The organism is Brevundimonas sp. (assembly GCF_027484365.1).
Taxonomy (GTDB): domain Bacteria; phylum Pseudomonadota; class Alphaproteobacteria; order Caulobacterales; family Caulobacteraceae; genus Brevundimonas.
This window is the reverse complement of the sequence record NZ_JAIXTC010000026.1, coordinates 120,982-144,276: the sequence shown is the minus strand read 5'-3', so window position 1 is coordinate 144,276 and position 23,295 is coordinate 120,982. Positions and strand designations below refer to the sequence as shown.

Sequence of the window (23,295 nt, the reverse complement as noted above, 5' to 3'; positions counted from 1 at the left end):
GACAGTCTGATGCACACGCCCTCCGGCGCCATGGAAACGAAGGCGGGCGGTCCCGGCGCCTTCGCCCGCTTCGATCTCTGCCGCGTGCCGTCGCCCTGTTTCGTCGTCGACGAGGCGGCGGTGCGTCGCAACCTGTCGATCCTGAAGGGCGTCGGGGCGGCCGGTGGCGCACGGGTCCTGCTGGCGCTGAAAGCCTTTTCGATGTGGTCGCTGGCCGACCTCGTCGAGGAGTATCTGGACGGGGTCTGCGCCTCGGGCCTGTGGGAGGCGCGGCTGGCCCGGGAGTTCTACAAGGGACACCTGACCACCTACTCCCCCGCCTACAAGCCCGGGGATCTGCCGGAAATCCTGCGCCTGTCGGACTCGGTGATCTTCAACACCCCGGCCCAGATCGCACGCTTCGCTGACCTGATCGCCGAAGCCCGTGCGGCCGGCGAGACCTTCGACATCGGTCTTCGGCTCAACCCCGAACATTCCGAGGCCGAGGTCGCCAAATACGATCCCTGCCAGTTCGGCTCGCGGCTGGGCTTCCCTGTGTCGCAGCTGAAGCCCGAACATCTTGAGGGCGTCGACGGCCTGCATCTCCACGCCCTGTGCGAACAGGGATTCGAGCCGCTCCAGCGCATCTGGGCTTCGCTGGAGCCCAGGATCGCGGATGCGCTGGCCTCTTTGAAATGGTTGAACCTCGGCGGCGGTCACCACATCACCCGCGCCGACTATGACCGCGACGGCCTGGGGGCGTTCCTCAGGACCATCGGCGAGCGCCACGGCATCGAGGTCTATATCGAACCCGGCGAGGCCATCGCCCTCGACGCGGGCATCCTCGTGGGCGAGGTGCTCGACACCTTCGACAACAGCCTGCCGGTCGCGATCACCGACATCTCGGCCACCTGCCACATGCCCGACGTCATCGAGGCCCCCTATCGTCCGGCGATGCTGGGCGAGACGGAGGGGGGCGTCGCCTTCCGTCTCGGCGGGCCATCCTGCCTGGCCGGGGACATCATCGGCGACTACCGCTTCGCCACGCCGCCGACGCCGGGAACGCGCATCGCCTTCCTCGATCAGGCCCACTATTCGATGGTCAAGACCACGACCTTCAACGGCGTTCCCCTGCCGGCCATCGCCCTGTGGAATTCGGAGACGGACGCGCTGCGACTGGTCCGCCAGTTCGACTACCCGGACTTCCGCGACCGGCTGTCCTGAACAACCCCCGCGGACCGGACGCCTAGGTCCGGTCCATCCGGGCGGCGCCGCCCATCGCGGGGTCGCTGATCGAGTCCGTGCCCCGTTCCAGCCTGCCGGCCATCCGCCGGACCCAGCCTTCGCCGTCGCTCATCGCGATGTCATACCATCCCTGTCCGATCGGACCCGTGCGCCGCACCGTCGTCTCCCCCGTCGGGAGCACCGCCCGCCATGGAGCGGCGACGGGCTGATAGGGGTCGGCTGTTCCGGTGATGGTCCGGTCGTCTCCGGCGTTGGCGAAGTTCAGGACCCAGTCGCCGTGGGTCGCTGCAGGCGCGGCGACGGACAGGGACGGCTCGTCCCGCTCCGCATTGCCTGCGAAATGGCGGTGGAAGCCGTTCGGACCGAGGATCCACAGATCGTAGGGGCCCGCGTCCCAGACGCCGTCCAGGCTCCCGCCGGGGCCGACCGTGTAGCGCCGCGGCGCCCGCTCCAGCCTCAACCGATCATAGACGTGCAGAACCGCCGCTGCCCGACCGGCGTTGCGGAAGGTCAGGCGGATCGCCTCGCCGTCCCGACCTTCATCGGCGGCCAGATCGTAGGGCAGTTGCCGGGACCGCCGCACCCCGGTCGCCTGAACCGGCGGCTCCATCGTTGCGGGCGTCGTCGGGGCGGTCCGGCCGGGCAAGGCGGCGGCCCGCGCCGCCAGCGCGCCGGTCTCCGGCAGGGGCGGGAAGGGCGCATTCGGCGTCCGGAAATCGAAGGCGCCGGTCAAGTCGCCGCACACCGCCCGCCGCCAGGTCGAAATGTTCGGCTCCATCACTCCAAACCGGGTTTCCAGGAAGCGGATCACCGAGGTGTGGTCGAACACCTCCGAGCTGACCCAGCCGCCCCGGCTCCACGGCGAAACGACATACATCGGCACGCGCGGCCCCAGGCCATAGGGTCTTCCCATGAACTCCGGCCGCTCGGTCGCCGCCTCGCTGGCTGTGGTCTGCAGATGGTATTCGCCGGCGGTGTCGACGGTGGATCCGCCTGATTCGCGCGAGGGCGGCGCAGGAGGCGGCATGTGGTCGAAGAAGCCGTCGTTCTCGTCGAACATGATGAACAGGACGGTGCGCGCCCACACCGCCGGATCGGCCGTCAGGGCCTCGATCACCCGGGCCGTATAGTCTGCGCCCTGGGCCGGGCTGGAAGGGCCGGGGTGCTCGGACGCCGCCGCCGGGGCCACGATCCAGGACACCTGGGGCAGGGCGCCCGCCAGCACGTCGTCCCGCAGTCCGTCGAGCCTGCGCGTCGACAGGCCCAGTTCCGCCAGGCGCGGGTCGCTGCCCGGTACGCCCGCGTGGCTGTCGCGGAAGGTCTGGAAGCCGGCGACAGGGTTGTCGGTGAAGTTGTCGGCCATGTCCTGGTAGATGCGCCAGCTCACGCCCGCCTCCAGCAGCCGCTCCGGATAGGTGGTCCAGCGATAGCCGTCCGGATGCCCGCCCTCGCTGACCAGGGCGTCATGGGAGTTGGAGATCGACGGCCCGCCCCTGGTTCCCTCTGGATCGTTGGTCCCGGTCCACAGGAACAGCCGATTGGAGTTCGTTCCCGTCTGGATCGAGCAGTGATAGGCATCGCAGACGGTGAAGGCCTCGGCGAGGGCGTACTGGAACGGAATGTCGTCCGGCCGGAAATAGCCCATCGAATGCTCGGTCTTGGTCGCCGGCCAGGCGCTCATCCGCCCCTCGTCCCAGGCGGCCTGACAGTCAGGCCAGCTGTGCGGCGTGCCCTCGACCCGCATCAGCCGGAAATCCTCGACCGTATTCAGCGCAAAGGGCGCGATCAGCGACGGCCGGTCCGGCCCCTTCGGATTGGCCTGGACCCAGCAGGTCCCGCCGACGCGTCCCGGCGCATCGGCGACCGGGATCGGGAAGCGGTCGCCGAAGCCCCGCACGCCCTTCATCGCCCCGAAATAGTGATCGAACGACCGGTTCTCCTGCATGAGGATGACGACGTGTCCGACATCGGCGACGGTCCCCGTCCGCACGTCGGCGGGAATGCTCAGGGCCCGGGCGAGGACCGGCGTGAAGGCCGAGGCGCCGGCGGCGAGGAGAAGGCTGCGGCGGTTGATCGTCATCGGTCACTCCTCGGCGGGTGTTCGTTCTAACCACGGACATGCGAACCCGAGATGACGGGCTCACCCAGGACATCCCTGCGCGGCTCCGCCAGGGGCCGGCTCCCCGGTGAGAAGGCGGAAGGTACCGGTGCGGCCACTGACACGCCTTGATCCGGCCCGAAAGCGGGACAGATATAGGAGCCTGACATGGCTCACTTCCGGACTGCGATGAAGACCTCGACGATCGCCCTCATGGCCTGCCTGACGCTGGCCGCCTGCGGCAACGCCAACTCCACAAAGGCCCAGGACGGCGTCTTCGCCGAACCGACCGAGCGCCAGACCCCGACCGACGCCTCCACCATGAAGCAGAGCTTCGCCCCCGTGGTGCGCGAGGCGGCCCCGGCCGTGGTCAACATCTCCGCCCGATCGATCCAGCGGGTCCAGGCCGACCCCTTCTTCCAGTTCTTCGGCGGCGGCATGCCCCAGCAGCGGGTGGCGGAATCCGCAGGGTCCGGCGTCATCATCCGCTCCGACGGCATCGTGGTGACCAACAACCACGTCATCGAGGGCGCCCAGCAGATCCGGGTGGTCCTGAACGACCGCCGCGAATATCCGGCCGAGGTCATCCTCGCCGACGAACGCTCCGACATCGCGGTGCTCCAGCTTCAGGGCGTGACCGAACAGCTTCCCGTCCTCGCCATCGACGACCGCGAGGAACAGGAGGTCGGCGACCTGGTCCTGGCCATCGGCAACCCCTTCGGGGTCGGCCAGACCGTGACCAACGGCATCATCTCGGCTCTGAACCGCACCGAGACCGGCATCTCTGACTCGGGCTCCTTCATCCAAACCGATGCGGCCATCAATCCGGGCAACTCCGGCGGGCCCCTGGTCGACATGGACGGCGATGTCATCGGCATCAACACGGCCATCTTCTCCCGCTCGGGCTCGTCGGCGGGCGTCGGATTCGCCGTGCCGGCCTCGATGGTGCGGCGCGTGGTCGATTCCGCGCTCGGCGGCGAGACGGCGGTCGTCCGGCCCTGGCTCGGCGTGAAGGGCGACACGGTCTCGTCCGAGATCGCCCGCTCCCTCGGCATGGCCCGGCCCCAGGGCCTGATCGTCACCGACGTCTGGTCGGGAGGACCGGGCGCGCGCGCGGGCCTGCGCGAAGGCGACGTGATTACGGCCCTCGACGGCGCCGAGGTCCACGACCAGGCCGGTCTGAACTTCCGCGTCGGCACCAGGAACCCGAACGAGTCGGTCGCTGTCACGGTCCTGCGCGACGGCCGCAGCCAGACCCTCAATGCCCGCGTCCAGCCCCTTCCCGGCGACGCCAAGGGCGATGGCGAGGTCATCCAGCAGGGGCCGTTCGCCGGCGCCGAGATCGCGGTGCTGAACCCGGCGCTGGCCGACCGGCTGGGCGGCGATCCCTTCGCCAGCGGAGCCATCGTCACCAATGTCGGAGGCCGCACTGCGGCCCGCGCCAACGGCTTCCAGCCCGGCGACGTGGTGACCCAGATCGATGGCCGCCCTGTGCGGGATCTCGCCGCCGTCCGCCGGGGCGCACGCGGTTCGGAAGTGACCATCCAGCGTCAGGGCCGGGTCATGACCGGTCGTGTGGGTTACGCCGGCTAGGCGCCGGCCTTCGGTCCCAGGAACGACCAGACGTGGCCATAGGGGTCGGTCATCTTGCCGTGGCGGCCATAGAAGTCGTCCTCGGCCGGACGAATGGTGACCGCGCCCCGGGCCGCGGCCCGCGCCATCCAGGCGTCCACGTCGTCGACGGCGAGAGCGATGGAGACGGTCGTGCTTCCCAGACTCCGCGGCGCCTTCGCGCCGATGCGGTCCTGCACCTCGGGGAACTCGTCGGCGAGGTAGATGACGCCGCCGTTGACCGACAGGCTGGCGTGGCCCAGTCGACCGTCGTCCTGATCGTACCGGGCGATGACCTCGGCCCCCAGGGCGTCGCAGTACCAGTCCAGCGCCGCCGGCCCGTCGTGGACCATCAGATAGGGCACGATCGGCGGATCAGGCGGGACGTAGGCCTGCGCCATCTCAGCCCGCCTTGATCGGCGATCCGACCGACCAACTATGGCCGAAGGGGTCCTTGAGGACCCCATAGCGGTCGCCCCAGAACTGGTCGGCCAGGGGATAGACCGGTACGGCGCCGGCCACGATGGCGCGGTTCCACCATTCGTCGGCGTCGTCGACATAGAGGTGCAGCGTCACCGATTTGGGCACGACATCGACCTCGCCGCCCATTTCCGGAAATTCGTCCGACAACATCACGCTGCCGCCGTTGATGTGCAGGTGGGAGTGGATCAGCCGCTCGCCGTCCTCGGCCAGCATGCGCCGCACCTCCACCGCCCCGAAGGCGCGGGCGTAGAACTCGACCGCCGCCTGACCGCCGCGCGAGGCGATGCTCAGATAGGGAGAAACGCCGGTCAGCGGCCGGGGTGCTTCGTCGCGTTCCATGGGATCTCCTTTGCTGCCCGGCCACTCTAACGCGTGAAATCACGGTTGCGAACGCCTACATCTGACCGTTCATGACCGATCTGTTCGAAGCCTCCGGCATCCATGCCCCCGACGCGCCGCTGGCGGATCGCCTTCGCCCGGCCACCCTCGACGAAGTGGTCGGCCAGGATCACCTGCTCGGCGACGGCGGGCCGATCCGGCGCATGATCGAGGCCGGACGACTGGGGTCCATGATTCTGTGGGGACCACCCGGTACGGGCAAGACCACCATCGCCCGGCTGCTGGCGAAGGCCGCCGGCTACCAGTACCAGCAGATCTCGGCCGTCTTCTCCGGCGTCGCCGACCTGAAGAAGGCCTTCGAACAGGCGCGCATGCGCCGCGCCGCCGGCCAGTCGACGCTTCTGTTCGTCGACGAGATCCACCGCTTCAACCGCGCCCAGCAGGACGGCTTCCTGCCCTTCGTGGAAGAGGGGATCGTCACCCTCGTCGGCGCCACGACCGAGAACCCGTCGTTCGAGCTGAACGGCGCCCTGCTGTCCCGTAGCCAGGTCTTTGTGCTCAAGCGACTGGACGACGCCGCCCTCGATCAGTTGCTGACCCGGGCCGAGGCCCACGAAGACAAGCCCCTGCCTCTGACGTCCGAGGCGCGCCAGGCCCTGACGGCCCTGGCCGACGGCGACGGCCGCTATCTTCTGACCATGGCCGAGACCCTGTTCGCCCTGCCGCCCGAGCCCCTGCTGGACGTCCAGGCTCTCGCCGGCACCCTGCAGCGCCGCGCGCCCGCCTACGACAAGTCGAGAGAAGAACACTACAACCTCATCTCCGCCCTGCATAAATCGGTTCGCGGTTCCGACCCGGACGCGGCCCTCTACTGGCTGGCGCGGATGCTCAACGGGGGCGAGGACCCCCTGTATCTGGCGCGGCGGATCGTGCGGATGGCGGTCGAGGACATCGGCGAGGCGGACCCCCTGTCCATCCTCGTCGCCAATGCCGCCAAGGACACTTACGACTTCCTGGGCTCTCCCGAAGGCGAACTGGCCCTGGCCCAGGCCGTGGTCCACCTCGCGACCGCGCCCAAGTCGGTCGGCGTCTATGAAGCCTTCAAGGCGGCGAAGCGCGCAGCTGCCGAGACCGGCTCCCTCATGCCCCCGGCCCATATCCGCAACGCCCCGACAAAGCTCATGAAGTCGCTCGGCTACGGCAAGGGCTACCAGTACGACCCCGACACCGAAGAGGGCTTCTCCGGCGCCAATTTCTTCCCTGACGGGATGGAGCGCCGCACCTTCTACGCACCCAAGGGCGAGGGGCATGAGGCCAAGGTCAAGGCGCGGCTGGAGCGCTGGGCTGCGATGCGGGCTGCGAGGCAGGGCGAGGCATGAACCTCAACCAGGTCACCGTCGAGGTCTCCGACATCCCCCGCGCCCGCGCCTTTTACCAGCGGCTCGGGCTGGAGCTGATCGTGTCCAGCGACCACTACGCCCGCTTCCTCTGCCCGGGCGGCGCGACCTTCTCGATCCACCTCGCTGAGGCCCCGGCACCCGGCGGGACCATGGTCTATTTCGAATGCACCGACCTCGACGACCGGGTCGCCGCCCTCAAGGCCGCCGGCGTCGATTTCGACAGTGGTCCGGTCGACCAGAGCTGGCTCTGGCGCGAGGCCCGCCTGCGCGATCCGGACGGCCATCGCCTATGTCTGTTTTTCGCCGGCGAGAACCGCGTGAACCCACCGTGGCGGGTCCCGGCGGGCTGACGTTGCCGTAACGGCGTTTTTGGGTCTAGCCTCCGCCCATCGATCAACCTTGGGAGGGGACCATGACCGATACGACTGTGAAAACGCCCTGGCACCTGTGGGCGGTGGGGGCTGTCGCCGTTCTGTGGAATGCCTACGGCGGCTACGACTACATCATGAGCATGACCCAGGGGGCCGCCTACATGGCCACCGCAGGTATGACGCCCGACCAGATCGCCTACTATGAGGCCATGCCGGTCTGGATGACCGCGATCTGGGCCATCGGAGTCTGGGGCGGGGTGCTGGGTTCGCTTCTGCTGCTGCTACGCAGAAAACTGGCCTTTCCGGTCTTCGCCGTCTCCTTCGGGGCCTTCCTTTTCAGCCTGCTCTACACCTATGGCCTCAGCGACGGCGGCAAGGTGATGGGCTTCATGATGCAGGACGGGGTCAAGGTGGCCTCGTCGATGATCGTGATCATGAACGTCATGATCGCCGTCGGCTGCGCCTTCTTCACCGGATACGCCTGGACGATGGCGAAGCGGGGCGTTCTGCGTTGAGCCCGAAGCGACGGGTCTGGCATCTCTGGCTGGTCGGCGGTCTCGCGCTCCTGGTCTGGACGCAGGGGGCCTATGACTGGCTGATGATGACCCGACGCGACCCTGGTTATCTGGCGACGGTTCCGGCGGATTGGCAGGCGTTGGTGTTTGGTCAGCCCCTCTGGGTCAGCATCGCCTGGGCCGTGGCGATCTGGGGCCTTCTCTTCGGAGCCGTCAGTCTTTTTCTGGGTCGGGTCTGGGCCGCATGGCTCCTGTCGATCGCGACTGCGGCCATCCTGCTTGATCAGGCCTATGTCTATCTGCTGCACCCCGACGCCGCCGTCTGGCGGGCTCAGGGGATGGTGATGCCGATCATCCTCTGTCTGGTTTTCGCGGGCTTCGCGGCCTACGCATCTGTCATGGCGAAGCGGGGCGTTCTCCGCTAACCGGCGGGGGTGTCAGATCGCGTCCCCGTTTCCCTTTCGCCTGAAGAGATCGAGGCCGTCCGTTCGTGGGTCATCCACGAGGACGCCTCGACCATCGCCTTCGCCAAGCCCGCCGGCCTGTCCAGCCAGGGTGGCCGCATCCAGGCGCACACCCTGGACGATCTTCTGTGGGCCTTCGCCCGGTCGAACGGCAAGCGGCCGGACCTGGTCCACAGGCTCGACCGCGACACGTCCGGCGTCATTCTGGCCGCGAAGACCAAACCGGCCGCCGGTTTCCTGGGCAAGGCGATCCAGGCCCACAGGCTGACCAAGACCTATCTGGCCCTGGTGTCCGCCGCGCCGGAGCCGTCGAGCGGAGACATCAATGTCCCCCTGGTCCGCCAGGAGATCGGCCGCGAGAGCTATATGCGGGTCGCCGCCTTCGATGCGAAGGGCGCGCAAGGGTCACGCAGCAAATACCGCACCCTGTCGGCCAGCGAGGACGGCGCCCTGGTCGAGCTCCAGCCCTTCACCGGCCGCATGCACCAGCTCCGCGTCCACATGGCCCATATCGGCCGGCCCCTGGTTGGCGATGTTCGCTATGGCGGCGCCCTGACCGCGGCGGGGAGGGGCGCGCCCCGGCTGATGCTGCATGCGGCGTCGCTGAAATTCCCGCACCCGGACGGCGGAGAGCGGACCGTGACCGCCGAACCGCCCGAGGATTTCCGGACCCTGGTCGAGGCGATGGGGCTGAAGATCTAAACCCTTCTCCCCTTGCGGGAGAAGGTGGCCGAGCGAAGCGACGTCGGATGAGGGGTTACACCGACATCGAAGGTCGGCGCTCGATCCACTCACCCCAGCCGCCGGTGCAACCCCTCATCCGTCAGCCTTCGGCTGCCACCTTCTCCCGCAAGGGGAGAAGGAAGTCAGGCGATACCCATCAACGGACGCGTCGATTTGCTCAATTAAATCAAGGCTCGGCCCTGACGAGAGGCCTTTTATGTATCACGCCCTGAAACGCCCCCATACTGGCTCGTTCCAGTCAGAGAGGATCATCATGGGCGAACGCTTCGGACGCATCGGACGCTTCGGACGGCCGTTTCGCGATCGGGCCAGTTGGACTCAGTGGACTATCTGGACTCCAATTTCCGGAGTCTTGTTCATCGGGAACGCCAAACCCGCCCGCCGCGCTTAACGGGACGAAAGGACGACGCCCATGATCCGCACCCTCGTCATCGCGACTGCCGCCCTGTCGCTGGCGGCCTGCGCCAGCCTCGCCCCCTACGGCCCCCGGCAAGGTCCGAACGGGCAGGGCTATTCCGAACAGCGGATCGAGAGCGATCGTTACCGCGTCAGCTATCAGGGCGTCGGTGTGCCGGGACCGGTGGCCGACATGGCCCTGCTGCGTGCGGCCGACCTGACCCTTGAACAGGGCTACGACTGGTTCGAGGTGACCCAGCGCGATGTCGACGGCCGTCCCGACAGCGCCGGCGGCTTCCGGCCCAGCGTCTCGGTCGGCTACGGCGGCGGCTCGGGCCGCTACGGCGGCGTCCGCTATTCCTCATCCGGTGTAGGCGTCGGCGTGGGTCTGAATTTCGAGGGGCCGTCGCCCACCTCGACTATTCTGGAAATCCGCCTCGGCCGCGGCGCCCGCCCCGACCGGGGCGAGGCCTATGAGGCGCGGGAGGTGCGCTACAGTCTCAGCGGCCGCGAGTGAGGGCGCGGTACTCGACCAGCCGTTCCTTGTCGCGCCGCACCTGGTCGCCGATCGTGTTGTCGACGTCCAGAGACGCATAACGGACCCAGCCGTCTACGCCCAGCTTGTCCTTCACCGCGGCTGTCGGCGTTTGCCAGCGGTAGTAGGACAGCCAGGACACCAGGACCCCGAGGCCCAGGGCGACCAGTTGCAACACCCGGAAGCCGATCTCATTGGCGGCCGGGGCGGGCCAGAAGGCGAAGACAGCCAGCCAGACAAGCAGGACGAACGGGGTCGTGATCCGCCCGACCCAGCGCATCCAGTAGCGCTCGCGACGGGTGCGCCACAGGGTCATCTGGGCGAATTTCTCAAGGTATTCCATGCGTGCGCCGATCCACAGCACAAGCCGTGTGAGGAACAGGGCGCGAATGCCCCAGCCCTTGCCGTCCATCTGGAACGTCGTCTCTGCCTGGTCGGAGAGGGCGCGGGCGTTGGTGAACAGGTTCTGCAGCTCCCGGGTCCGCTGGACGACCTCGCGAGACAGTTCGTAGGAATCGTTCTCCAGCCGGAACCGGTACTGGACGAACAGGATCGAGGAGACGCCGAAGAAGATCCCGACGGTGATCAGCATGCCAAGGACCGCCAGCCCCAGTCCCTGCGGCTGCCCGCCGGTCCACTCGGCGAACAGGCCGGGGCCGAGGATCGCCATCGCGGCGAAGGCGATCAGGGCCAATCCCTGGGTCAGGCGTTTTGTGATGACATGCACGCGCAAGGCATTGAAAACGCGACGTCCATATCCGTAGATCCGGCCGCGAATATCGGCGTCGGCGGGGAAGCGTTCCTCGATCTGGCGATTGAACAGGACGTGGAACCGGTCGGGCTTGTTCTCGGTCTCCCAGAACGGGAAGATATCCAGCGGCTGGTTGAAATACTGATCGATATTGGCCGAGATGATCCGGATAGCCTCCGGGTCCATGGTGAAATAATCGCTCTCCTGAATGGGTCTCAGGATACCGTCATCCGATGTCGTCGGTTCCGGCTGATCCGGCGGGGTCGCGGCCGGGACGGGTCGATCGGGAAGATCGGCCGCGCCTGGGGGTGGGGCAGGCGGCGACATCGGGATGTCGAGCGGGCGGGCCGGAGGCGGCGTCTGGTCGTCATGCGACATGGCGGTCGGTCGAGCCCTTGGACAAAACGATCCGGCAGTATGACAGAACCCGTCGCCGGTCCGACGGGGTTCGCTTTCAAGGCGAAGCTTGATATCGCCGTTAACCGTGTAACGCGGCAAGTGAAGTTTCGGTCAGGACTCGTCTGCGGCTCAGTGGCGTGCCATCGCTGCGGCGAATCCGACCAACGGGAAGAGCAGGAACAGTTCGATCCGCACCCAGCGGGCGACCCGCGCGACCTCGGCGCTCTGTGGCGTGAAGGCTGGATCCGCCCGGGACGCCTTCCTCCAGTTCAGGAAGGCGAGCGTTGGCGCGATGGAGCTGAGGCCCATCACCGCGAAGGTCCCGACCTTGGCCCAGAAAAAAGGGTTGGCCTCATAGGCGGTCCAGCCCTTGGCGCCCCAGAGGACCCGGCAGACGCCGATAGCGATGATCAGGAGCGAGGTCATGCCGTAGCCCGCATCCAGCCCCGCCAGACGCACCAACGGCGGGCTGTCGCCGCGAAGATAGGCCAACTCCATGGCCAACATGATCGCCAACCCGAAGACCAGGATGTGATGCGCTATCGCCAGGCCCGTATCGAGTTCTACGCCGGACATGCCCGCCTCCCTTCGCTTTGCCGCATTGCGGAGTATAAGCCGCCGTTCATGACACGTCTTCTGATCGTCGGTTTCGGAGGAGCCCTGGGCTCCATGGCCCGCTATGGCGCGGGAATGCTGGCGCAGAGGCTGGTGCCCGGTGCCACCTGGCCGTGGGGCACCTGCGCCGTGAATGTGCTCGGCGGGCTCCTGATGGGGCTGGTCGCGGGCTGGCTCAGCCAGCGGGGGCAGGGCGGCGAAAACATCCGCCTGTTCGCCGCCGTCGGCGTGCTCGGCGGCTTCACCACCTTCTCGGCCTTCTCGCTGGAGACTGCGCTGATGATCGAGCGGCGTGAGTACGGTCTGGCGGGCGCCTATGTCCTGCTTTCGGTTGTGCTGGCCGTCGCGGCCCTGATAGCCGGACTGATGCTGGCGCGCCGCGCTTTCGGAGACGCCCTGTGAGCTACGATCCCAAGGAAGACGCCGTCGAAGCCCCGGCGCCCAAAGGTCCGGTCGGCGCCCGCGAAGCCCAGATCCTCTATGTCGCCGAGGCCGAGGACGGAATCCGGCTGGATCGCTGGTTCCGCCGCCGTTGGCCCCACCTGTCGAATATCCAGGTGCAGAAGATGGCGCGCGGCGGCCAGATCCGCGTCGACGGCGCCCGGATCAAGCCCGAAGGCCGCCTGACCGCCGGCGCGGCCGTCCGCGTGCCGCCCATTCCTGAGCCGATCATCCGCGCCCCCGGCGAGCACATGGCCCTGACGCCTGCCGACATCGCCTTCGCCAAATCAATGGTGATCTACGAGGACGACCTCGTCATCGCCCTGAACAAGCCCTGGGGTCTTGCAGTGCAGGGCGGCACCAAGACCACACGCCACGTGGACCGCCTCCTGTCGGCCTGGGGCGAGGGGATGGACCGCCCACGGCTGGTGCACCGGCTCGACCGCGACACCTCGGGCGTTCTGCTGCTCGGCAAGGGGCCGGAGGCGGCCAAACGACTGGCCGGCGCCTTCGCGCGCCGCCAGGCGAAAAAGACCTACTGGGCCATCGTCATGGGTCTGCCCAAGCCGAATGCGGGTCAGATCGACCTGCATCTGAAGAAGTCGGGCATCAATGACTACGAGATCATGCGCCCGGCCGATCCCAAGGAGAACGGCGCCGAACCGGCGGAGACCGCCTTCGCCCTGATCAGTCACGCAGGCCAGCGCGCTTCCTGGATGGCGCTGCGACCGTTCACCGGGCGGACCCACCAACTTCGAGCGCACATGAAGGCGATCGGCCATCCGATTCTGGGCGATCCGAAATACGGCGACGAGAAGTCGACTGAACTCAGCGGTCCGCTGAAGCTGCAGCTGCATGCGCGCCGGATCGAGCTGGATCACCCCTCCGGCGGAAAACTGATCGTTGAGGCGCCGATCAGCCCAGAGATGCGGGCGGGCTTCCAGCATTTCGGTTTCGACGAGGGCGAGTCCGATCACGATCCTTTCGAGGGCGTGAAGCGTCAGCGATGACCCGTCCGCTCGCAGTCTTCGATATCGACGGCACCCTGGTCGATAGCCGCGCCTCAATCCTGCAGGCCGCGACGGATGCGGCGCGGGAACTGGGCCTACCCGATCCCGAATACGACCGGGTGCGCCAGATTGTGGGGCTCAGCCTGCCGCATGCCCTGGCGGTGCTGGAGCCCGGGCTGGGCCCCGAAGAGCTTGAGCGGTTCACCGAGGGGTTCCGCGCCAGTTTCAACAGGCTGTATGCGTCGGGCCATGAGGAACCGCTGTATCCCGGCGCGATAGAGACGCTACGGCGGTTGCGTCGCGACGGCTGGCGGCTGTCTTTGGCGACGGGCCAGAACCGCAGGGGTGTGGCGCGCAACCTCGCCCGGGCGGGTTGGGCCGAGCTGTTCGTGTCTTCCCACTGCGCCGAGGACGGGCCGGGCAAGCCGGATCCGGCGATGCTCCATGCCGCGATGACGGCCTGCGGGGCGGACGCCGCCTCGACCGTCATGATCGGGGACACGGCGCACGACATCTCGATGGCCCTGGCCGCACGGGTCCTGCCTCAGGGCGTGGCCTGGGGCTTCCATACGCCTGAGGAACAGCTCGATGCCGGGGCTGCGCATGTCGCAACGGACTTCGCCGACCTGGAAGCCTCCCTCCATCGTTTTGCCGCAAGAGCGTTCGCATGAGCCATATTCCGCCGCTGGACCCCATGGTCGCCGCCCGGAAGGGCTTCCGCGAATCCGAGGAACGGCTGAAGCGCTTCTGGAAGGACGCTTCCATCGAGGCCGGGGACGCCGGGGGGTGGACTGTGCTGCTCGACGGACGTGCGCCCAAGACGCCGGCGCACAACCGCTTTCTGCTGCCGACGGAGGCGGCCGCCCGGATGGTCGCGGACGAATGGGCGGCGCAGGGCGAGTTCCTCGATCCCGGAACCATGCCGGCGACGCGGATCGCGGCCACCGCGATCGACAGGGTGGCGGTCACGCGCGAGCCGGTGGCCGAGGAAATCGCGGCCTATGTCGGGTCCGACCTGCTCTGCTACATCGCCGAACATCCGACGCCGCTGGTCGAGGAACAGGTCCGCGCCTGGACGCCGTGGCGGGAGTGGGCCGAGCGGGAGCTGGGCATCGTCGTCCAGCCGACGGCAGGCATCATCCATCGCCCGCAGCCACCGGAGAGCATCGCCCGGGTGCGGGAACTGGCGCTGGAACTGGACGACTTCCGGCTGACGGCCCTGGCCATGGGCGTGCCCTTGCTGGGCAGCGCCATCCTGGGCCTTGCGGTCCAGCGCGGTTCGCTGGACGGGGAGGCGGCTTTCGAACTGAGCCGGCTCGACGAAGCCTTCCAGGAACGTCAGTGGGGCGTCGACGCCGAGGCCGGGGAACGGACGGCCGCCCGCCGCGCCGAGGCCGTGCTGATCGACCGGTGGTTCCGCGCCCTGGCCTGAGCCCCCCGGGCCGGAAGTGATTAGACTTCCGCCTTCGCCTGAGTGATTCGCAACGACATGACCATCCACACCCCCCCGCCCGAAGGCGGCCGCATCGTCGACGAGCCGATGGGCGACGCCCTGTCGCGGCGCTATCTGGCCTACGCCCTGTCCACGATCACCAACCGGGCCCTGCCGGACGTGCGCGACGGGTTCAAGCCGGTGCACAGGCGGATCATGTACGCCATGCACCAGATGCGGCTGAACCCACAGGCGGCGGCGCGGAAATGCGCCAAGGTCGTCGGCGAGGTGATGGGCACCTATCACCCGCACGGCGACGCCTCGATCTACGACGCCCTGGTCCGCCTGGCCCAGGACTTCGCCCAGCGCTATCCGCTGGTCGACGGGCAGGGCAACTTCGGCAATATCGACGGCGATAACGCTGCGGCCATGCGCTACACCGAGTGCAAGCTGACGGCGGCGGCCGTGCTGCTGATGGACGGGATCGATCAGGATTCCGTCGACTTCCGCCCCACCTACGATGACCAGGACGAGGAACCGGTGGTTCTGCCGGCCGGGTTCCCGAACCTGCTGGCCAACGGCTCGTCGGGCATCGCCGTGGGCATGGCGACCTCCATCCCGCCGCACAACGTCGGCGAACTGATCGATGCGTGCCTGTTGCTGCTGGACCGGCCCGAGGCGACCACGGCCGAACTGGCCGAGATCGTGCCGGGGCCGGATTTCCCGACGGGCGGCGTGGCGGTCGAGGGCCATGCCTCGATCCTGGAGGCCTATGAAACGGGCCGGGGCGGGGTTCGTCTGCGGGCGCGCTGGGAGAGGGAGCCGCTGGAGCGGGGCGGCTATCAGATCGTCATCACCGAGGTCCCCTACCAGGTCCAGAAGGGCAAGCTGATCGAGGCCCTGGCCGAGCTGATCGAACAGAAGAAGGCGCCGCTGCTGGGCGATGTGCGCGACGAGTCGGCCGAGGACATCCGCGTCGTCATCGAGCCCAAGAGCCGCAATATCGACGCGGACAGTCTGATGGAGAGCCTGTTCCGGCTGTCGGACCTGGAGATCCGCTTCCCGGTCAACATGAACGTGCTGGATGCGACCGGCACGCCTCGGGTCATGGGGCTGAAGGCCTGTCTGCAGGCCTTCCTCGATCACCGCCGGGAGGTGCTGAACCGCAGATCGCAATGGCGGATCGAGCGGGTCGAGAAGCGGCTGCATCTGCTGGAAGGCCTGCGGATCGTCTTCCTCAACCTCGACGAGGTCATCCGGATCGTCCGCGAGGAAGAGCAGCCGAAGGCGGTCCTGATCGCCCGGTTCGGCCTGTCTGAGACTCAGGCCGACTACATCCTCGACACCCGTCTGCGTCAGCTGGCGCGGATCGAGGAGATGGCGATCGAGAACGAATACAAGGCCCTGGCCGAAGAACTTGCGAACCTGAAGGCGCTGTCGTCCTCGCCCGCCAAACAGTGGAAGAAGATCGGCCAGGAACTGGCGGCGACGCGAAAGGCCCTGGTCTCGCCGCGACGGACGACGATCGCCGAGGCCGTGGACGCCTCGGCCTTCGTTCCCGCCGAGGCCTTCATTCCGAGAGAGGCCATTACGGTGATCCTGTCCGAGCGGGGCTGGATCCGGGCCGTGAAGGGCAAGGTTGAGGATCCTTCGGAGCTGAAGTTCAAGGAGGGCGATACGCTCGGCTTCCTCGTGCCCGCCTTCACGACCGACAAACTGCTGGTGGCCGCGTCGGACGGGCGGGTGTTCACGGTCGGCGCCGACAAGCTGGCGTCCGGGCGCGGGCATGGCGAGCCGCTGCGACTGATGATCGACCTGGAGGAGAGCGCCGGGATCATCGCGGTCCTCGCCCACCAGCCGGGGTCGAAACTGTTGATGGCGTCGAAGGCCGGTTACGGCTTCATCGCGCCGGAAGACGAACTGCTGGCCCAGAAGCGCGGCGGGAAACAGGTGCTGAACGGCGACCTGCTGGCTGTGCTGCGGGTCACGGGGGACCACATCGTCACCATCGGCGAGAACCTGAAGACCCTGATCTTCCGGGCCGAGGAACTGCCCGAGATGGGGCGCGGCAAGGGGGTCAAGCTGCAGTCATTCAAACAGGGTGGTCTCACGGATATCGCCGTCTTTATCGGCGAGGCCGGGCCGGAGTGGGTCGACGGCGGCGGGCGTCGCCGCAACTGGCCCGACTGGAAGGACTGGCTCGGCAAGCGCGCCGGGGCCGGTCGCATGGGACCGCGCGGCCTTAGGAAGTTCCGATGATCCCGACCCTCTACGGCATCCCGAACTGCGACACGGTGAAGAAGGCGCGGGTCTGGCTGGATCAGCACGGCCGGGCCTTCGTCTTTCATGACTACAAGAAGGCCGGGATCGACCGGGTCTCGCTGGAGGGCTGGGTCGCCGAGCATGGCTGGGAGGTCGTGCTGAACCGGGCCGGGACGACGTTCCGGGCGCTGGACGCGGCGGACAAGGACGGGCTGGACGCCGAAAGGGCCATCACCCTGATGCTGTCCCAGCCCTCGATGATCAAGCGGCCGGTGCTGGACCTGGGCGACCGGACCATCGTCGGGTTCAAGCCCGAGATCTACGAGGCCGCGTTCGCGGCCTGAGCCGTGTCCGATTGGTCCGGACGAAAAACATCCTGACGAAACGGACGAAACGGACGAAATCGGGAGAATTCGTCTGGAAAATCAGAGGCGGCTTGCGGATCGACCCGATCGGGTTCGTCCGGTGAGCGGATGAGGTGCTGAACCTGTCAAAGACCGTCCCGCGGAGATGGTGGGCCTTCTGCGCGGGTGCAAGGCCTGGATAGGAAATAAATCCGCACCACCTCTGGAATCCCGCTCATCCCCTCGGAGGGGGCGTTACCCCTCGACGTCGGTCTCCGGGCGGTCGTGTCCGTCGGCGCGTTCGGTGACCCAGGCGCCGGTCGAGTCGGCGTATTCGATCATGGCGGTCTGGTCGGCGACCCGCTGTTCGCGGCTGGCGCGGACGGCGGCGGCCTTGGCGTCGTCGTGGGCGGGGAAGGTCTCGGAGAAGGTGTCGCCGACCTTGTAGGCCCAGCCCCCGTCATGTTCGACGATGCGGTAGGTGACGTGGCTCATGGCGGATCTCCGTTTGACTTGGGACTTTTCGCCTAGCGCATTCTTTGCCGCGAACCGGCATCCACTTCGCTGGCGAATGCGCTTGATGGCATTTTCTTCGCCGCCGTGCATCCATTCACGCGGTCGGCGCCGACTAAGGTTCAAAGCGCGGGCGATGGGTCGGCGCGTTTGGGGTGAACGACGATGGAAGACCTGTTCCGTTCCTATTGGTGGCTGCTGTTCCCGCTGGGCTGGTTTGTCTCGATCGGCTTTTCCAGTCTGCTGAACTATCGCAAGCAGAAGGATGCGCTGCAGCTGATCCGGACCTACGCCGAACGGGGTGAACAGCCGCCCGAGGCCCTGATGAAGGTGCTGGATCGTCCGATCGACGCGGAGAACGAGAGCCGCGCCTATGACTATGGCTCGCACGGCCGGAACGGGCCGGTCTTCTCGCTGGTGCTGTTCACCATGCTGGGGGCCGGGTTCGGCTATGCCAGCTATGCGGACATCTACGGCGCCGGCGACGCCTTCCTGATCGTGGCCTTCGTCATGGGCGCGCTGGCGGCCGCGACCCTGGTCTCGCTGCTGTTCGGCCGGTCGCGCCAGGACTGATGCCGGTCCGTGGGGGACAGGATGATGGACGACGGGTCCGCGGACGCGGCGCTGGTCGCGGCCGCGCGCGCCGGCTCGGACGCCGCGTTCGCGCGGCTGGTGGAGCGGCATCAGGCCCCGGTGCGGGCCTTTCTGAGGCGGCTGCTGGGACGCAACTGGGACGAGGCCGACGATCTGGCTCAGGAGGTGTTCGTCACGGCCTGGGGATCGCTTGGGCGGTTGAAGGATCCGGCCGGTCTGCGGTCGTGGCTGTTCGGCATCGCCTGGCGCAAGGGCCAGGACCGGATGCGGTCGGGACTGAGGTCGCAGGCGCGCGACCGGTCCTGGCTGGACGAGACGGCGCCGTCGGGCGGGATAACGCAGGAGGACCGGCTTGCCCTGGCCGATGCGATGGCCGGGCTGCCGGCCGATCAGAGGGCCTGTGTCGCCCTGTGTCTGGCCGACGGCTGGTCGCATTCGGAAGCGGCCGAGGCTTTGGGGCTACCGCTCGGGACAGTGAAGTCCCATGTCACCCGGGGCAGGGCGCGATTGCTCGCCGTGCTGACGGGAGGGTCCGATGACTCCTGAGGAACGGTTGAACGCATTCTTCGCCGAGGCCAGGCCGCCCGTGCGCGATCTGGCCTTCCAGGCCCGGGTGGCCGAACGGGTCGCTCGTCGACGCGCGTTCGCCACGGTCGCCGCCCTTATCCCGTGGACCATCGCCGCCATCGTCCTGTGCTGGGTGCTCGGGCCGATGATGGCGCCGGTGGTCGAGGGGCTAGGCCGGACCCTGGCGCCCGCCGCCGCCATCCTGGGGCTGACGGGGCTGGGCGTGGTCGGACTGATGGCGGGCGCGCGTCGGTTAAGAGCACTCTAGGCGGCTTCGAGCGCCTCCAGCTCCTGCTCGTCGGCGTCCATATACTGGAGGCAGCGGTCGCGAGACGCGCGCAGAGTCCGGTCGGTCACGGCGGCGACCAGCGGGCGCGCCGTCTCGTGGTCGGCGTCGGCGCAGATGAAATAGTAGCTGCCATGCTCGGGGATCAGGGCGAGCACGCCCGCAGGGTTGTGAACCAGGGCCTGGCTGAGCGCGGAGTTGAGGCCCTCCGCATATTCGCCGTCGGTCTCGGGAGCGATTGCGGGAACGAGCGCGAGCCACCCGGCATCGCCTGTCGCCATGCCGTCGAACACCTTCTGGATGCCTGTCGGGTCGGCAGGACCCGTCAGCACGGCGACAGTGTGAGCGGCGCCGTCGGCGGCGATCAGGTCGGCGACATGGGCGGCGGTCAGGGCCTGCGGCTCCGAGGCCGCCGTGTTTTCAGCCTCCGCGGCGGGTTCGGCCTGCGAGCAGCCGGCGGCGAGGACGGCGCCCAGGACGAGCGGCAGAAGGCGGATCAACATGGACGTCTCCAGGGGCGCAAAGCCCGAGGCGCGACGCTAGGGGAGACACGGGGACGACGCCAGCGTTCCGCGAAAGGCCGTCAGCTCACGTCAGCCGCCGACCTTACGAAGATTTCACGTCGCGGATCGCATCCGTTGGCTGTTCCCGGCGCCTCTTGTGATCAGAAGGCCCGGGCATCAGGCTCGGCCCATCATCGAAAAAGGGGACATCCCATGGAAGACTTCATTCCGATCTTCGCGATCTTCGCCGTCTTCGGCTCCATCACGGCCATCATTGTCGGCCCGACCTATTTCAAGTCCAGGGAACGTCAGGAGATGCAGGCGACCGTCCGTGCCGCCATCGACAAGGGCCAGCCCCTGCCGCCCGAGGTCATCGAGGCCTTGGGCAAGGAGGCCACCAAGAATATTCCTTCGCGGACCCGCGACATTCGTCGGGGCATCATCTGGCTGGCCACCGGCATCGGCATCGCCGCCTTCAGCCTGATCAACGAGCTCCGCGGCGTCGGCGACGACTGGAGCGACGGCCCGAACTTCGACAGCGGCCTGCTGGGGATCGCGGCCATCCCGGTCACCATCGGTCTGGCCTATATCGTCCTGAGCTTCTTCAACAAGAACAAGGACTGAGCCGGGCTCTGACAGGGGGAACCTGATCATGGCCAAGGCCCTGATGGACCATCATGACGTCGAACTCGCCGCCCTTGCGGCGGCGGGTGGACGGCGTGAGTTCGGCGAACTGGTCCGCCGCCACGGCTCGGCCGTGCGATCCCTGCTGCGACGCATGGGAGCGCAGGGCGCCGAGGCCGACGACGTCGCGCAGGACGCCTTCCTGCAGGCGTTCGAGAAATGCGCCGAGTTCCGGGGCGAGGGCACCTTCGCCGCCTGGGTCAAGCGTATCGCCGCGCGCCTCTATCTGAAGCGCAAGGCCAGGGACGCCCGCTACGTCGCGGAGATCGAACCGGGTGAGGACGACATCGCACCCGCGCCCGATCAGGCCGGGCTGGTGGACCTGGACGAGGCGCTGAAATCACTCAGCGAAACGGAACGTCTCTGCGTGTCCCTGTGCCATGGCGCGGGGCTGTCTCATCCCGAGATCGCCGCCGCCATGAATCTGCCGCTTGGAACGGTGAAGTCTCATGTCAAACGTGGTCTGGATAAACTCCGTGCCCGGCTTTCGCCGGATCTCGGACAGTCGGGGAGGTCGACCCATGTCGGCTGATGAATTCGATCCGATGATCGAGCGGCTGTTCGCCCGCTCGCCCCAGATGCCCGACGCGAGCCTGTTCGCCGCCGAGGTCGAGACCAGACTGCATTCCTCCAGCCGCGTCCGTACCCTGGCGCTGACGGTCGCCGGCCTGATCGGCGGAGTCATCGCGGTCAAGGAATCGATGAACCTGAACCTGCATCTGTCCGACGATCGGGCGCCCGTCGCCGGGCGCGTCATCGGCCAGGGGATTCAGGCAGCCAGCCTGAACGTCCAGGACGCGGTGGGCTCCGGCCTGTCGCAACTGGGTCTGGCGAACATGACCGTCGGGTCGATGGGGGCGATGCAGATGTTCTGGATCGCCGCCGGAGCCCTGATCGCCGTGGCCGCCGCGGGGGTGGTGAGGCTGTCGCAGGACGTATGACTTGAGGGCGTCCGGGTCGACGGGATCGATCCGGACGCCTATCTCTCCGCCGCCATACGCGGAGCACCCATGTCGAGCCAGAAACAGGAAGTCGTGAAGCGGATCACGGTCCCGGACATCATCGCCCGCAAGGGTGGCGAGCCGATCGTGGTCCTGACGGCCTATGACGCGCCCACTGCCGAGATCCTGGATCCGCACTGCGATGTCCTGCTGGTCGGCGACAGCGTCGGCATGGCGGTCCATGGCATGACCTCGACCGTCGGGGTTACGCTGGAGATGATGATCCTGCACGGCCAGGCGGTGATGCGGGGCTCCAGGCGGACCCTGGTGGTCATCGACATGCCGTTCGGCAGCTATGAGGCGGGGGTCGAGCAGGCCTATGCCAACGCCGTCCGTATCCTGAAGGAGACCGGCGCCCAGGCGGTGAAGGTCGAGAGCGGGCCTGAGGCGCCGGCCACGATCGCATATCTGGTCCGGCGCGGCGTGCCGGTGATGGGGCACGTCGGCCTGCTGCCCCAGTCGATCAATATCGACGGGTCGTTCAGGGCCAAGGGCCGCGAGGCTTCGGAGCATGCCCGCATCCTGCAGTCCGCCCATGACACGGCCGACGCCGGCGCCTTTGCGGTGGTCATCGAGGGGGTGGCCGAGCCGCTGGCTCGCGAGATCACCGCGGCGATCACCAAGCCCACGATCGGCATCGGGGCCTCGGCCGCCTGCGACGGACAGGTTCTGGTCACGCCCGACATGCTGGGGCTGTTCGACTGGACGCCGAAATTCGTGCGCAAATACGCCGATCTGCGCGGCGAGATCGGCCGGGCGGTCGAAACCTATGCGGCCGATGTGAAGGCCCGCCGTTTTCCTGCCGAAGTCGAGACCTACTTCTCCAGAAAGCCGGCTCTGCCGTAGTCCCCGTCTTGTCTTCCAAGAGGCGTTGCGAGGGCGAGGGCGACCCTCTAGGGTCCGCGCCGATTGGCTTTTCAGCGTTTTTTTGGGGCGGCTCCGCTAGTGACTGATGTCTTCGAAGAGGTCGAGGAGGATATCCGCTCCGAACGCCTCAAGCGCCTGGCGCGCAATTGGCTGCCCATCGTGGGCGGGATTCTTCTGGTGGCCCTGGTCGCCGCCCTGGCCTGGTGGGGCTGGCAGAGCTTCCAGACGAGCCGCGCGCATGCGGGCTCCATCGCCTATCAGCGCGGCCTCGAGGCCCTGCAGACCGGCAACTCGGCCGGGGCCGAGACCGCCTTCGCCGAGGCCGAGAAAGACGGCAACGGCGCCTACAAGGCCCTGGCCCTGCAGCAGCGCGCCGGCCTGGCCGTCGCCGCCAACCGCATCCCGGACGCCATCAAGCTGTTCGACGAGGCCGCCAAGGCCTCGGGCGATCCGATCCTGCACGACACGGCCGTCTACAAGTCGGTCCTGCTGATGATGGACAACGGCGCTACGCTGGAAGAACTCGAGGCCCGGCTGGAGCCCCTGACCAAGGAGGGCCGGCCGATGCTGCCCTTCGCCCAGGAGGCGCTCGGCATGGCGCGCCTGCAGTTCAACAAGCCCGCCGAGGCGCGCGAGGTGTTCGTGCTGCTGACGCTCGGCCAGGACGTGCCTGATTCGGTGCGTCAGCGCGCCCAGGCCGCGATCGGCATGATCGACACCGGCGTCGCCGCAGGTCTGCCGGCCATCGTCACGGCCCAGTCGGTGACCCCGCCGGCCGCGCCTGCCCCCACGCCCGAACAGCTCGCCCAGGCCGCCCAGGCAGCCCAACAGTGAAGTCCCGCCTGA

At 67.8% G+C, this 23,295-nt stretch carries 29 protein-coding genes; 22 read left to right on the top strand and 7 right to left on the bottom strand.

Annotated features, from left to right (window positions below; translation table 11 throughout):
* The first annotated feature begins 9 nt into the window (after positions 1–9).
* Positions 10–1,203, top strand: coding sequence for a carboxynorspermidine decarboxylase (locus Q0044_RS14685; RefSeq protein WP_298163203.1), 1,194 nt, complete (start codon positions 10–12; stop codon positions 1,201–1,203).
* Positions 1,204–1,225: 22 nt separating this feature from the next.
* On the opposite strand, the gene Q0044_RS14680 is transcribed toward Q0044_RS14685, so the two are convergent.
* Complete coding sequence (locus Q0044_RS14680; RefSeq protein ID WP_298163202.1) at positions 1,226–3,304, bottom strand: phosphocholine-specific phospholipase C; 2,079 nt, start codon at positions 3,302–3,304, stop codon at positions 1,226–1,228.
* 207 nt (positions 3,305–3,511) lie between these two features.
* Between Q0044_RS14680 and Q0044_RS14675 the strand changes: the two genes are divergently transcribed.
* Entirely contained in the window at positions 3,512–4,915 is a 1,404-nt protein-coding gene (locus Q0044_RS14675; RefSeq protein ID WP_524536186.1) for a Do family serine endopeptidase, read from the top strand.
* On the opposite strand, the gene Q0044_RS14670 is transcribed toward Q0044_RS14675, so the two are convergent.
* Positions 4,912–5,334: a VOC family protein gene (locus Q0044_RS14670; RefSeq protein WP_298163200.1), complete on the bottom strand. Its 423-nt coding sequence runs from the start codon at positions 5,332–5,334 to the stop codon at positions 4,912–4,914. The genes Q0044_RS14675 and Q0044_RS14670 overlap by 4 nt on opposite strands.
* Before the next feature lies 1 nt (position 5,335).
* Positions 5,336–5,755 carry a VOC family protein gene (locus Q0044_RS14665; protein WP_298163199.1) on the bottom strand — a complete coding sequence of 140 codons (420 nt, stop codon included), beginning with the start codon at positions 5,753–5,755 and terminating at the stop codon, positions 5,336–5,338.
* Positions 5,756–5,826: 71 nt separating this feature from the next.
* On the opposite strand from Q0044_RS14665, the gene Q0044_RS14660 reads away from it, so the two are divergent.
* The 6 genes from Q0044_RS14660 (at position 5,827) to Q0044_RS14635 (ending at position 10,162) form a co-directional block, all read left to right on the top strand.
* Positions 5,827–7,134, top strand: coding sequence for a replication-associated recombination protein A (locus Q0044_RS14660; RefSeq protein ID WP_298163198.1), 1,308 nt, complete (start codon positions 5,827–5,829; stop codon positions 7,132–7,134).
* On the top strand, positions 7,131–7,505 hold the full coding sequence (locus tag Q0044_RS14655) for a VOC family protein (protein WP_298163197.1): 375 nt from the start codon (positions 7,131–7,133) through the stop codon (positions 7,503–7,505). The genes Q0044_RS14660 and Q0044_RS14655 overlap by 4 nt, the downstream gene beginning before the upstream one ends.
* A gap of 62 nt (positions 7,506–7,567) precedes the next feature.
* Positions 7,568–8,041, top strand: coding sequence for a hypothetical protein (locus tag Q0044_RS14650; protein ID WP_298163196.1), 474 nt, complete (start codon positions 7,568–7,570; stop codon positions 8,039–8,041).
* Positions 8,038–8,466, top strand: coding sequence for a hypothetical protein (locus Q0044_RS14645; RefSeq protein ID WP_298163195.1), 429 nt, complete (start codon positions 8,038–8,040; stop codon positions 8,464–8,466). The genes Q0044_RS14650 and Q0044_RS14645 overlap by 4 nt, the downstream gene beginning before the upstream one ends.
* A 9-nt stretch (positions 8,467–8,475) precedes the next feature.
* Positions 8,476–9,207: an RluA family pseudouridine synthase gene (locus Q0044_RS14640; protein ID WP_298163194.1), complete on the top strand. Its 732-nt coding sequence runs from the start codon at positions 8,476–8,478 to the stop codon at positions 9,205–9,207.
* 454 nt (positions 9,208–9,661) lie between these two features.
* Positions 9,662–10,162, top strand: coding sequence for a CC0125/CC1285 family lipoprotein (locus Q0044_RS14635; RefSeq protein WP_298163193.1), 501 nt, complete (start codon positions 9,662–9,664; stop codon positions 10,160–10,162).
* On the opposite strand, the gene Q0044_RS14630 is transcribed toward Q0044_RS14635, so the two are convergent.
* Positions 10,146–11,309 (bottom strand): hypothetical protein, encoded by a 1,164-nt coding sequence (locus Q0044_RS14630; protein ID WP_298163192.1) that lies wholly within the window; start codon positions 11,307–11,309, stop codon positions 10,146–10,148. The genes Q0044_RS14635 and Q0044_RS14630 overlap by 17 nt on opposite strands.
* 150 nt (positions 11,310–11,459) lie before the next feature.
* Positions 11,460–11,906 carry a DUF2214 family protein gene (locus Q0044_RS14625; protein WP_298163191.1) on the bottom strand — a complete coding sequence of 149 codons (447 nt, stop codon included), beginning with the start codon at positions 11,904–11,906 and terminating at the stop codon, positions 11,460–11,462.
* 48 nt (positions 11,907–11,954) lie between these two features.
* Here Q0044_RS14625 and crcB point away from each other — a divergent pair, with 48 nt between their 5' ends.
* From crcB to Q0044_RS14595, 6 genes are read left to right on the top strand one after another with little or no spacing between them, the layout of a single operon-like run.
* The gene (gene crcB, locus Q0044_RS14620; protein WP_298163190.1) at positions 11,955–12,347 is read left to right on the top strand and encodes a fluoride efflux transporter CrcB; all 393 of its coding nucleotides are present in this window, start codon (positions 11,955–11,957) and stop codon (positions 12,345–12,347) included.
* Positions 12,344–13,396, top strand: coding sequence for an RluA family pseudouridine synthase (locus Q0044_RS14615; RefSeq protein ID WP_298163189.1), 1,053 nt, complete (start codon positions 12,344–12,346; stop codon positions 13,394–13,396). The genes crcB and Q0044_RS14615 overlap by 4 nt, the downstream gene beginning before the upstream one ends.
* Positions 13,393–14,067 (top strand): HAD-IA family hydrolase, encoded by a 675-nt coding sequence (locus tag Q0044_RS14610; RefSeq protein WP_298163188.1) that lies wholly within the window; start codon positions 13,393–13,395, stop codon positions 14,065–14,067. Before Q0044_RS14615 ends, Q0044_RS14610 begins: the two co-directional genes overlap by 4 nt.
* Entirely contained in the window at positions 14,064–14,828 is a 765-nt protein-coding gene (locus tag Q0044_RS14605) for an ATP12 family chaperone protein (RefSeq protein WP_298163187.1), read from the top strand. Before Q0044_RS14610 ends, Q0044_RS14605 begins: the two co-directional genes overlap by 4 nt.
* Positions 14,829–14,885: 57 nt before the next feature.
* Positions 14,886–17,087, top strand: coding sequence for a DNA topoisomerase IV subunit A (parC, locus tag Q0044_RS14600; RefSeq protein ID WP_298163186.1), 2,202 nt, complete (start codon positions 14,886–14,888; stop codon positions 17,085–17,087).
* The gene (locus tag Q0044_RS14595; RefSeq protein ID WP_298163185.1) at positions 17,084–17,434 is read left to right on the top strand and encodes an arsenate reductase; all 351 of its coding nucleotides are present in this window, start codon (positions 17,084–17,086) and stop codon (positions 17,432–17,434) included. The genes parC and Q0044_RS14595 overlap by 4 nt, the downstream gene beginning before the upstream one ends.
* 255 nt (positions 17,435–17,689) lie before the next feature.
* On the opposite strand, the gene Q0044_RS14590 is transcribed toward Q0044_RS14595, so the two are convergent.
* On the bottom strand, positions 17,690–17,929 hold the full coding sequence (locus Q0044_RS14590) for a hypothetical protein (RefSeq protein WP_298163184.1): 240 nt from the start codon (positions 17,927–17,929) through the stop codon (positions 17,690–17,692).
* Between the two features lie 183 nt (positions 17,930–18,112).
* Here Q0044_RS14590 and Q0044_RS14585 point away from each other — a divergent pair, with 183 nt between their 5' ends.
* Genes Q0044_RS14585 through Q0044_RS14575 form a run of 3 tightly spaced genes read left to right on the top strand, consistent with a single transcriptional unit; the run spans position 18,113 to position 19,376 of the window.
* Positions 18,113–18,520 carry a hypothetical protein gene (locus Q0044_RS14585; protein WP_298163183.1) on the top strand — a complete coding sequence of 136 codons (408 nt, stop codon included), beginning with the start codon at positions 18,113–18,115 and terminating at the stop codon, positions 18,518–18,520.
* A gap of 24 nt (positions 18,521–18,544) precedes the next feature.
* Entirely contained in the window at positions 18,545–19,087 is a 543-nt protein-coding gene (locus tag Q0044_RS14580; RefSeq protein WP_298163182.1) for an RNA polymerase sigma factor, read from the top strand.
* Positions 19,077–19,376, top strand: coding sequence for a hypothetical protein (locus Q0044_RS14575; RefSeq protein ID WP_298163181.1), 300 nt, complete (start codon positions 19,077–19,079; stop codon positions 19,374–19,376). The genes Q0044_RS14580 and Q0044_RS14575 overlap by 11 nt, the downstream gene beginning before the upstream one ends.
* Here Q0044_RS14575 and Q0044_RS14570 read toward each other — a convergent pair.
* Positions 19,373–19,897 carry a hypothetical protein gene (locus tag Q0044_RS14570; RefSeq protein WP_298163180.1) on the bottom strand — a complete coding sequence of 175 codons (525 nt, stop codon included), beginning with the start codon at positions 19,895–19,897 and terminating at the stop codon, positions 19,373–19,375. The genes Q0044_RS14575 and Q0044_RS14570 overlap by 4 nt on opposite strands.
* 213 nt (positions 19,898–20,110) lie before the next feature.
* Here Q0044_RS14570 and Q0044_RS14565 point away from each other — a divergent pair, with 213 nt between their 5' ends.
* The 5 genes from Q0044_RS14565 to Q0044_RS14545 all read left to right on the top strand — a co-directional run bounded on the left by Q0044_RS14565 (position 20,111) and on the right by Q0044_RS14545 (position 23,283).
* Positions 20,111–20,521 carry a DUF6249 domain-containing protein gene (locus Q0044_RS14565; protein ID WP_298163179.1) on the top strand — a complete coding sequence of 137 codons (411 nt, stop codon included), beginning with the start codon at positions 20,111–20,113 and terminating at the stop codon, positions 20,519–20,521.
* A 28-nt stretch (positions 20,522–20,549) separates the two neighbouring features.
* On the top strand, positions 20,550–21,113 hold the full coding sequence (locus Q0044_RS14560) for an RNA polymerase sigma factor (RefSeq protein WP_298163178.1): 564 nt from the start codon (positions 20,550–20,552) through the stop codon (positions 21,111–21,113).
* Positions 21,103–21,522, top strand: coding sequence for a hypothetical protein (locus Q0044_RS14555; RefSeq protein ID WP_298163177.1), 420 nt, complete (start codon positions 21,103–21,105; stop codon positions 21,520–21,522). Before Q0044_RS14560 ends, Q0044_RS14555 begins: the two co-directional genes overlap by 11 nt.
* A 69-nt stretch (positions 21,523–21,591) precedes the next feature.
* Positions 21,592–22,428, top strand: coding sequence for a 3-methyl-2-oxobutanoate hydroxymethyltransferase (gene panB, locus Q0044_RS14550; RefSeq protein ID WP_298163176.1), 837 nt, complete (start codon positions 21,592–21,594; stop codon positions 22,426–22,428).
* Positions 22,429–22,527: 99 nt separating this feature from the next.
* Positions 22,528–23,283: a tetratricopeptide repeat protein gene (locus Q0044_RS14545; protein ID WP_298163175.1), complete on the top strand. Its 756-nt coding sequence runs from the start codon at positions 22,528–22,530 to the stop codon at positions 23,281–23,283.
* The last annotated feature ends 12 nt before the right edge of the window (positions 23,284–23,295 follow it).

Excerpts from the sequence above, each read along its gene's own strand:
- Q0044_RS14665 (WP_298163199.1), bottom strand. The coding sequence starts at position 5,755 with ATGGAACGCGACGAAGCACCCCGGCCGCTGACCGGCGTTTCTCCCTAT.
- Q0044_RS14650 (WP_298163196.1), top strand. The coding sequence starts at position 7,568 with ATGACCGATACGACTGTGAAAACGCCCTGGCACCTGTGGGCGGTGGGG.
- parC (WP_298163186.1), top strand. The coding sequence starts at position 14,886 with ATGACCATCCACACCCCCCCGCCCGAAGGCGGCCGCATCGTCGACGAG.
- Q0044_RS14585 (WP_298163183.1), top strand. The coding sequence starts at position 18,113 with ATGGAAGACCTGTTCCGTTCCTATTGGTGGCTGCTGTTCCCGCTGGGC.
- Q0044_RS14610 (WP_298163188.1), top strand. The coding sequence starts at position 13,393 with ATGACCCGTCCGCTCGCAGTCTTCGATATCGACGGCACCCTGGTCGAT.
- Q0044_RS14590 (WP_298163184.1), bottom strand. The coding sequence starts at position 17,929 with ATGAGCCACGTCACCTACCGCATCGTCGAACATGACGGGGGCTGGGCC.
- Q0044_RS14680 (WP_298163202.1), bottom strand. The coding sequence starts at position 3,304 with ATGACGATCAACCGCCGCAGCCTTCTCCTCGCCGCCGGCGCCTCGGCC.
- Q0044_RS14565 (WP_298163179.1), top strand. The coding sequence starts at position 20,111 with ATGGAAGACTTCATTCCGATCTTCGCGATCTTCGCCGTCTTCGGCTCC.
- Q0044_RS14595 (WP_298163185.1), top strand. The coding sequence starts at position 17,084 with ATGATCCCGACCCTCTACGGCATCCCGAACTGCGACACGGTGAAGAAG.
- panB (WP_298163176.1), top strand. The coding sequence starts at position 21,592 with ATGTCGAGCCAGAAACAGGAAGTCGTGAAGCGGATCACGGTCCCGGAC.
- crcB (WP_298163190.1), top strand. The coding sequence starts at position 11,955 with ATGACACGTCTTCTGATCGTCGGTTTCGGAGGAGCCCTGGGCTCCATG.
- Q0044_RS14660 (WP_298163198.1), top strand. The coding sequence starts at position 5,827 with ATGACCGATCTGTTCGAAGCCTCCGGCATCCATGCCCCCGACGCGCCG.
- Q0044_RS14605 (WP_298163187.1), top strand. The coding sequence starts at position 14,064 with ATGAGCCATATTCCGCCGCTGGACCCCATGGTCGCCGCCCGGAAGGGC.
- Q0044_RS14635 (WP_298163193.1), top strand. The coding sequence starts at position 9,662 with ATGATCCGCACCCTCGTCATCGCGACTGCCGCCCTGTCGCTGGCGGCC.
- Q0044_RS14575 (WP_298163181.1), top strand. The coding sequence starts at position 19,077 with ATGACTCCTGAGGAACGGTTGAACGCATTCTTCGCCGAGGCCAGGCCG.
- Q0044_RS14675 (WP_524536186.1), top strand. The coding sequence starts at position 3,512 with ATGAAGACCTCGACGATCGCCCTCATGGCCTGCCTGACGCTGGCCGCC.
- Q0044_RS14685 (WP_298163203.1), top strand. The coding sequence starts at position 10 with ATGCACACGCCCTCCGGCGCCATGGAAACGAAGGCGGGCGGTCCCGGC.
- Q0044_RS14655 (WP_298163197.1), top strand. The coding sequence starts at position 7,131 with ATGAACCTCAACCAGGTCACCGTCGAGGTCTCCGACATCCCCCGCGCC.
- Q0044_RS14625 (WP_298163191.1), bottom strand. The coding sequence starts at position 11,906 with ATGTCCGGCGTAGAACTCGATACGGGCCTGGCGATAGCGCATCACATC.
- Q0044_RS14630 (WP_298163192.1), bottom strand. The coding sequence starts at position 11,309 with ATGTCGCATGACGACCAGACGCCGCCTCCGGCCCGCCCGCTCGACATC.
- Q0044_RS14560 (WP_298163178.1), top strand. The coding sequence starts at position 20,550 with ATGGCCAAGGCCCTGATGGACCATCATGACGTCGAACTCGCCGCCCTT.
- Q0044_RS14580 (WP_298163182.1), top strand. The coding sequence starts at position 18,545 with ATGGACGACGGGTCCGCGGACGCGGCGCTGGTCGCGGCCGCGCGCGCC.
- Q0044_RS14670 (WP_298163200.1), bottom strand. The coding sequence starts at position 5,334 with ATGGCGCAGGCCTACGTCCCGCCTGATCCGCCGATCGTGCCCTATCTG.
- Q0044_RS14570 (WP_298163180.1), bottom strand. The coding sequence starts at position 19,897 with ATGTTGATCCGCCTTCTGCCGCTCGTCCTGGGCGCCGTCCTCGCCGCC.
- Q0044_RS14555 (WP_298163177.1), top strand. The coding sequence starts at position 21,103 with ATGTCGGCTGATGAATTCGATCCGATGATCGAGCGGCTGTTCGCCCGC.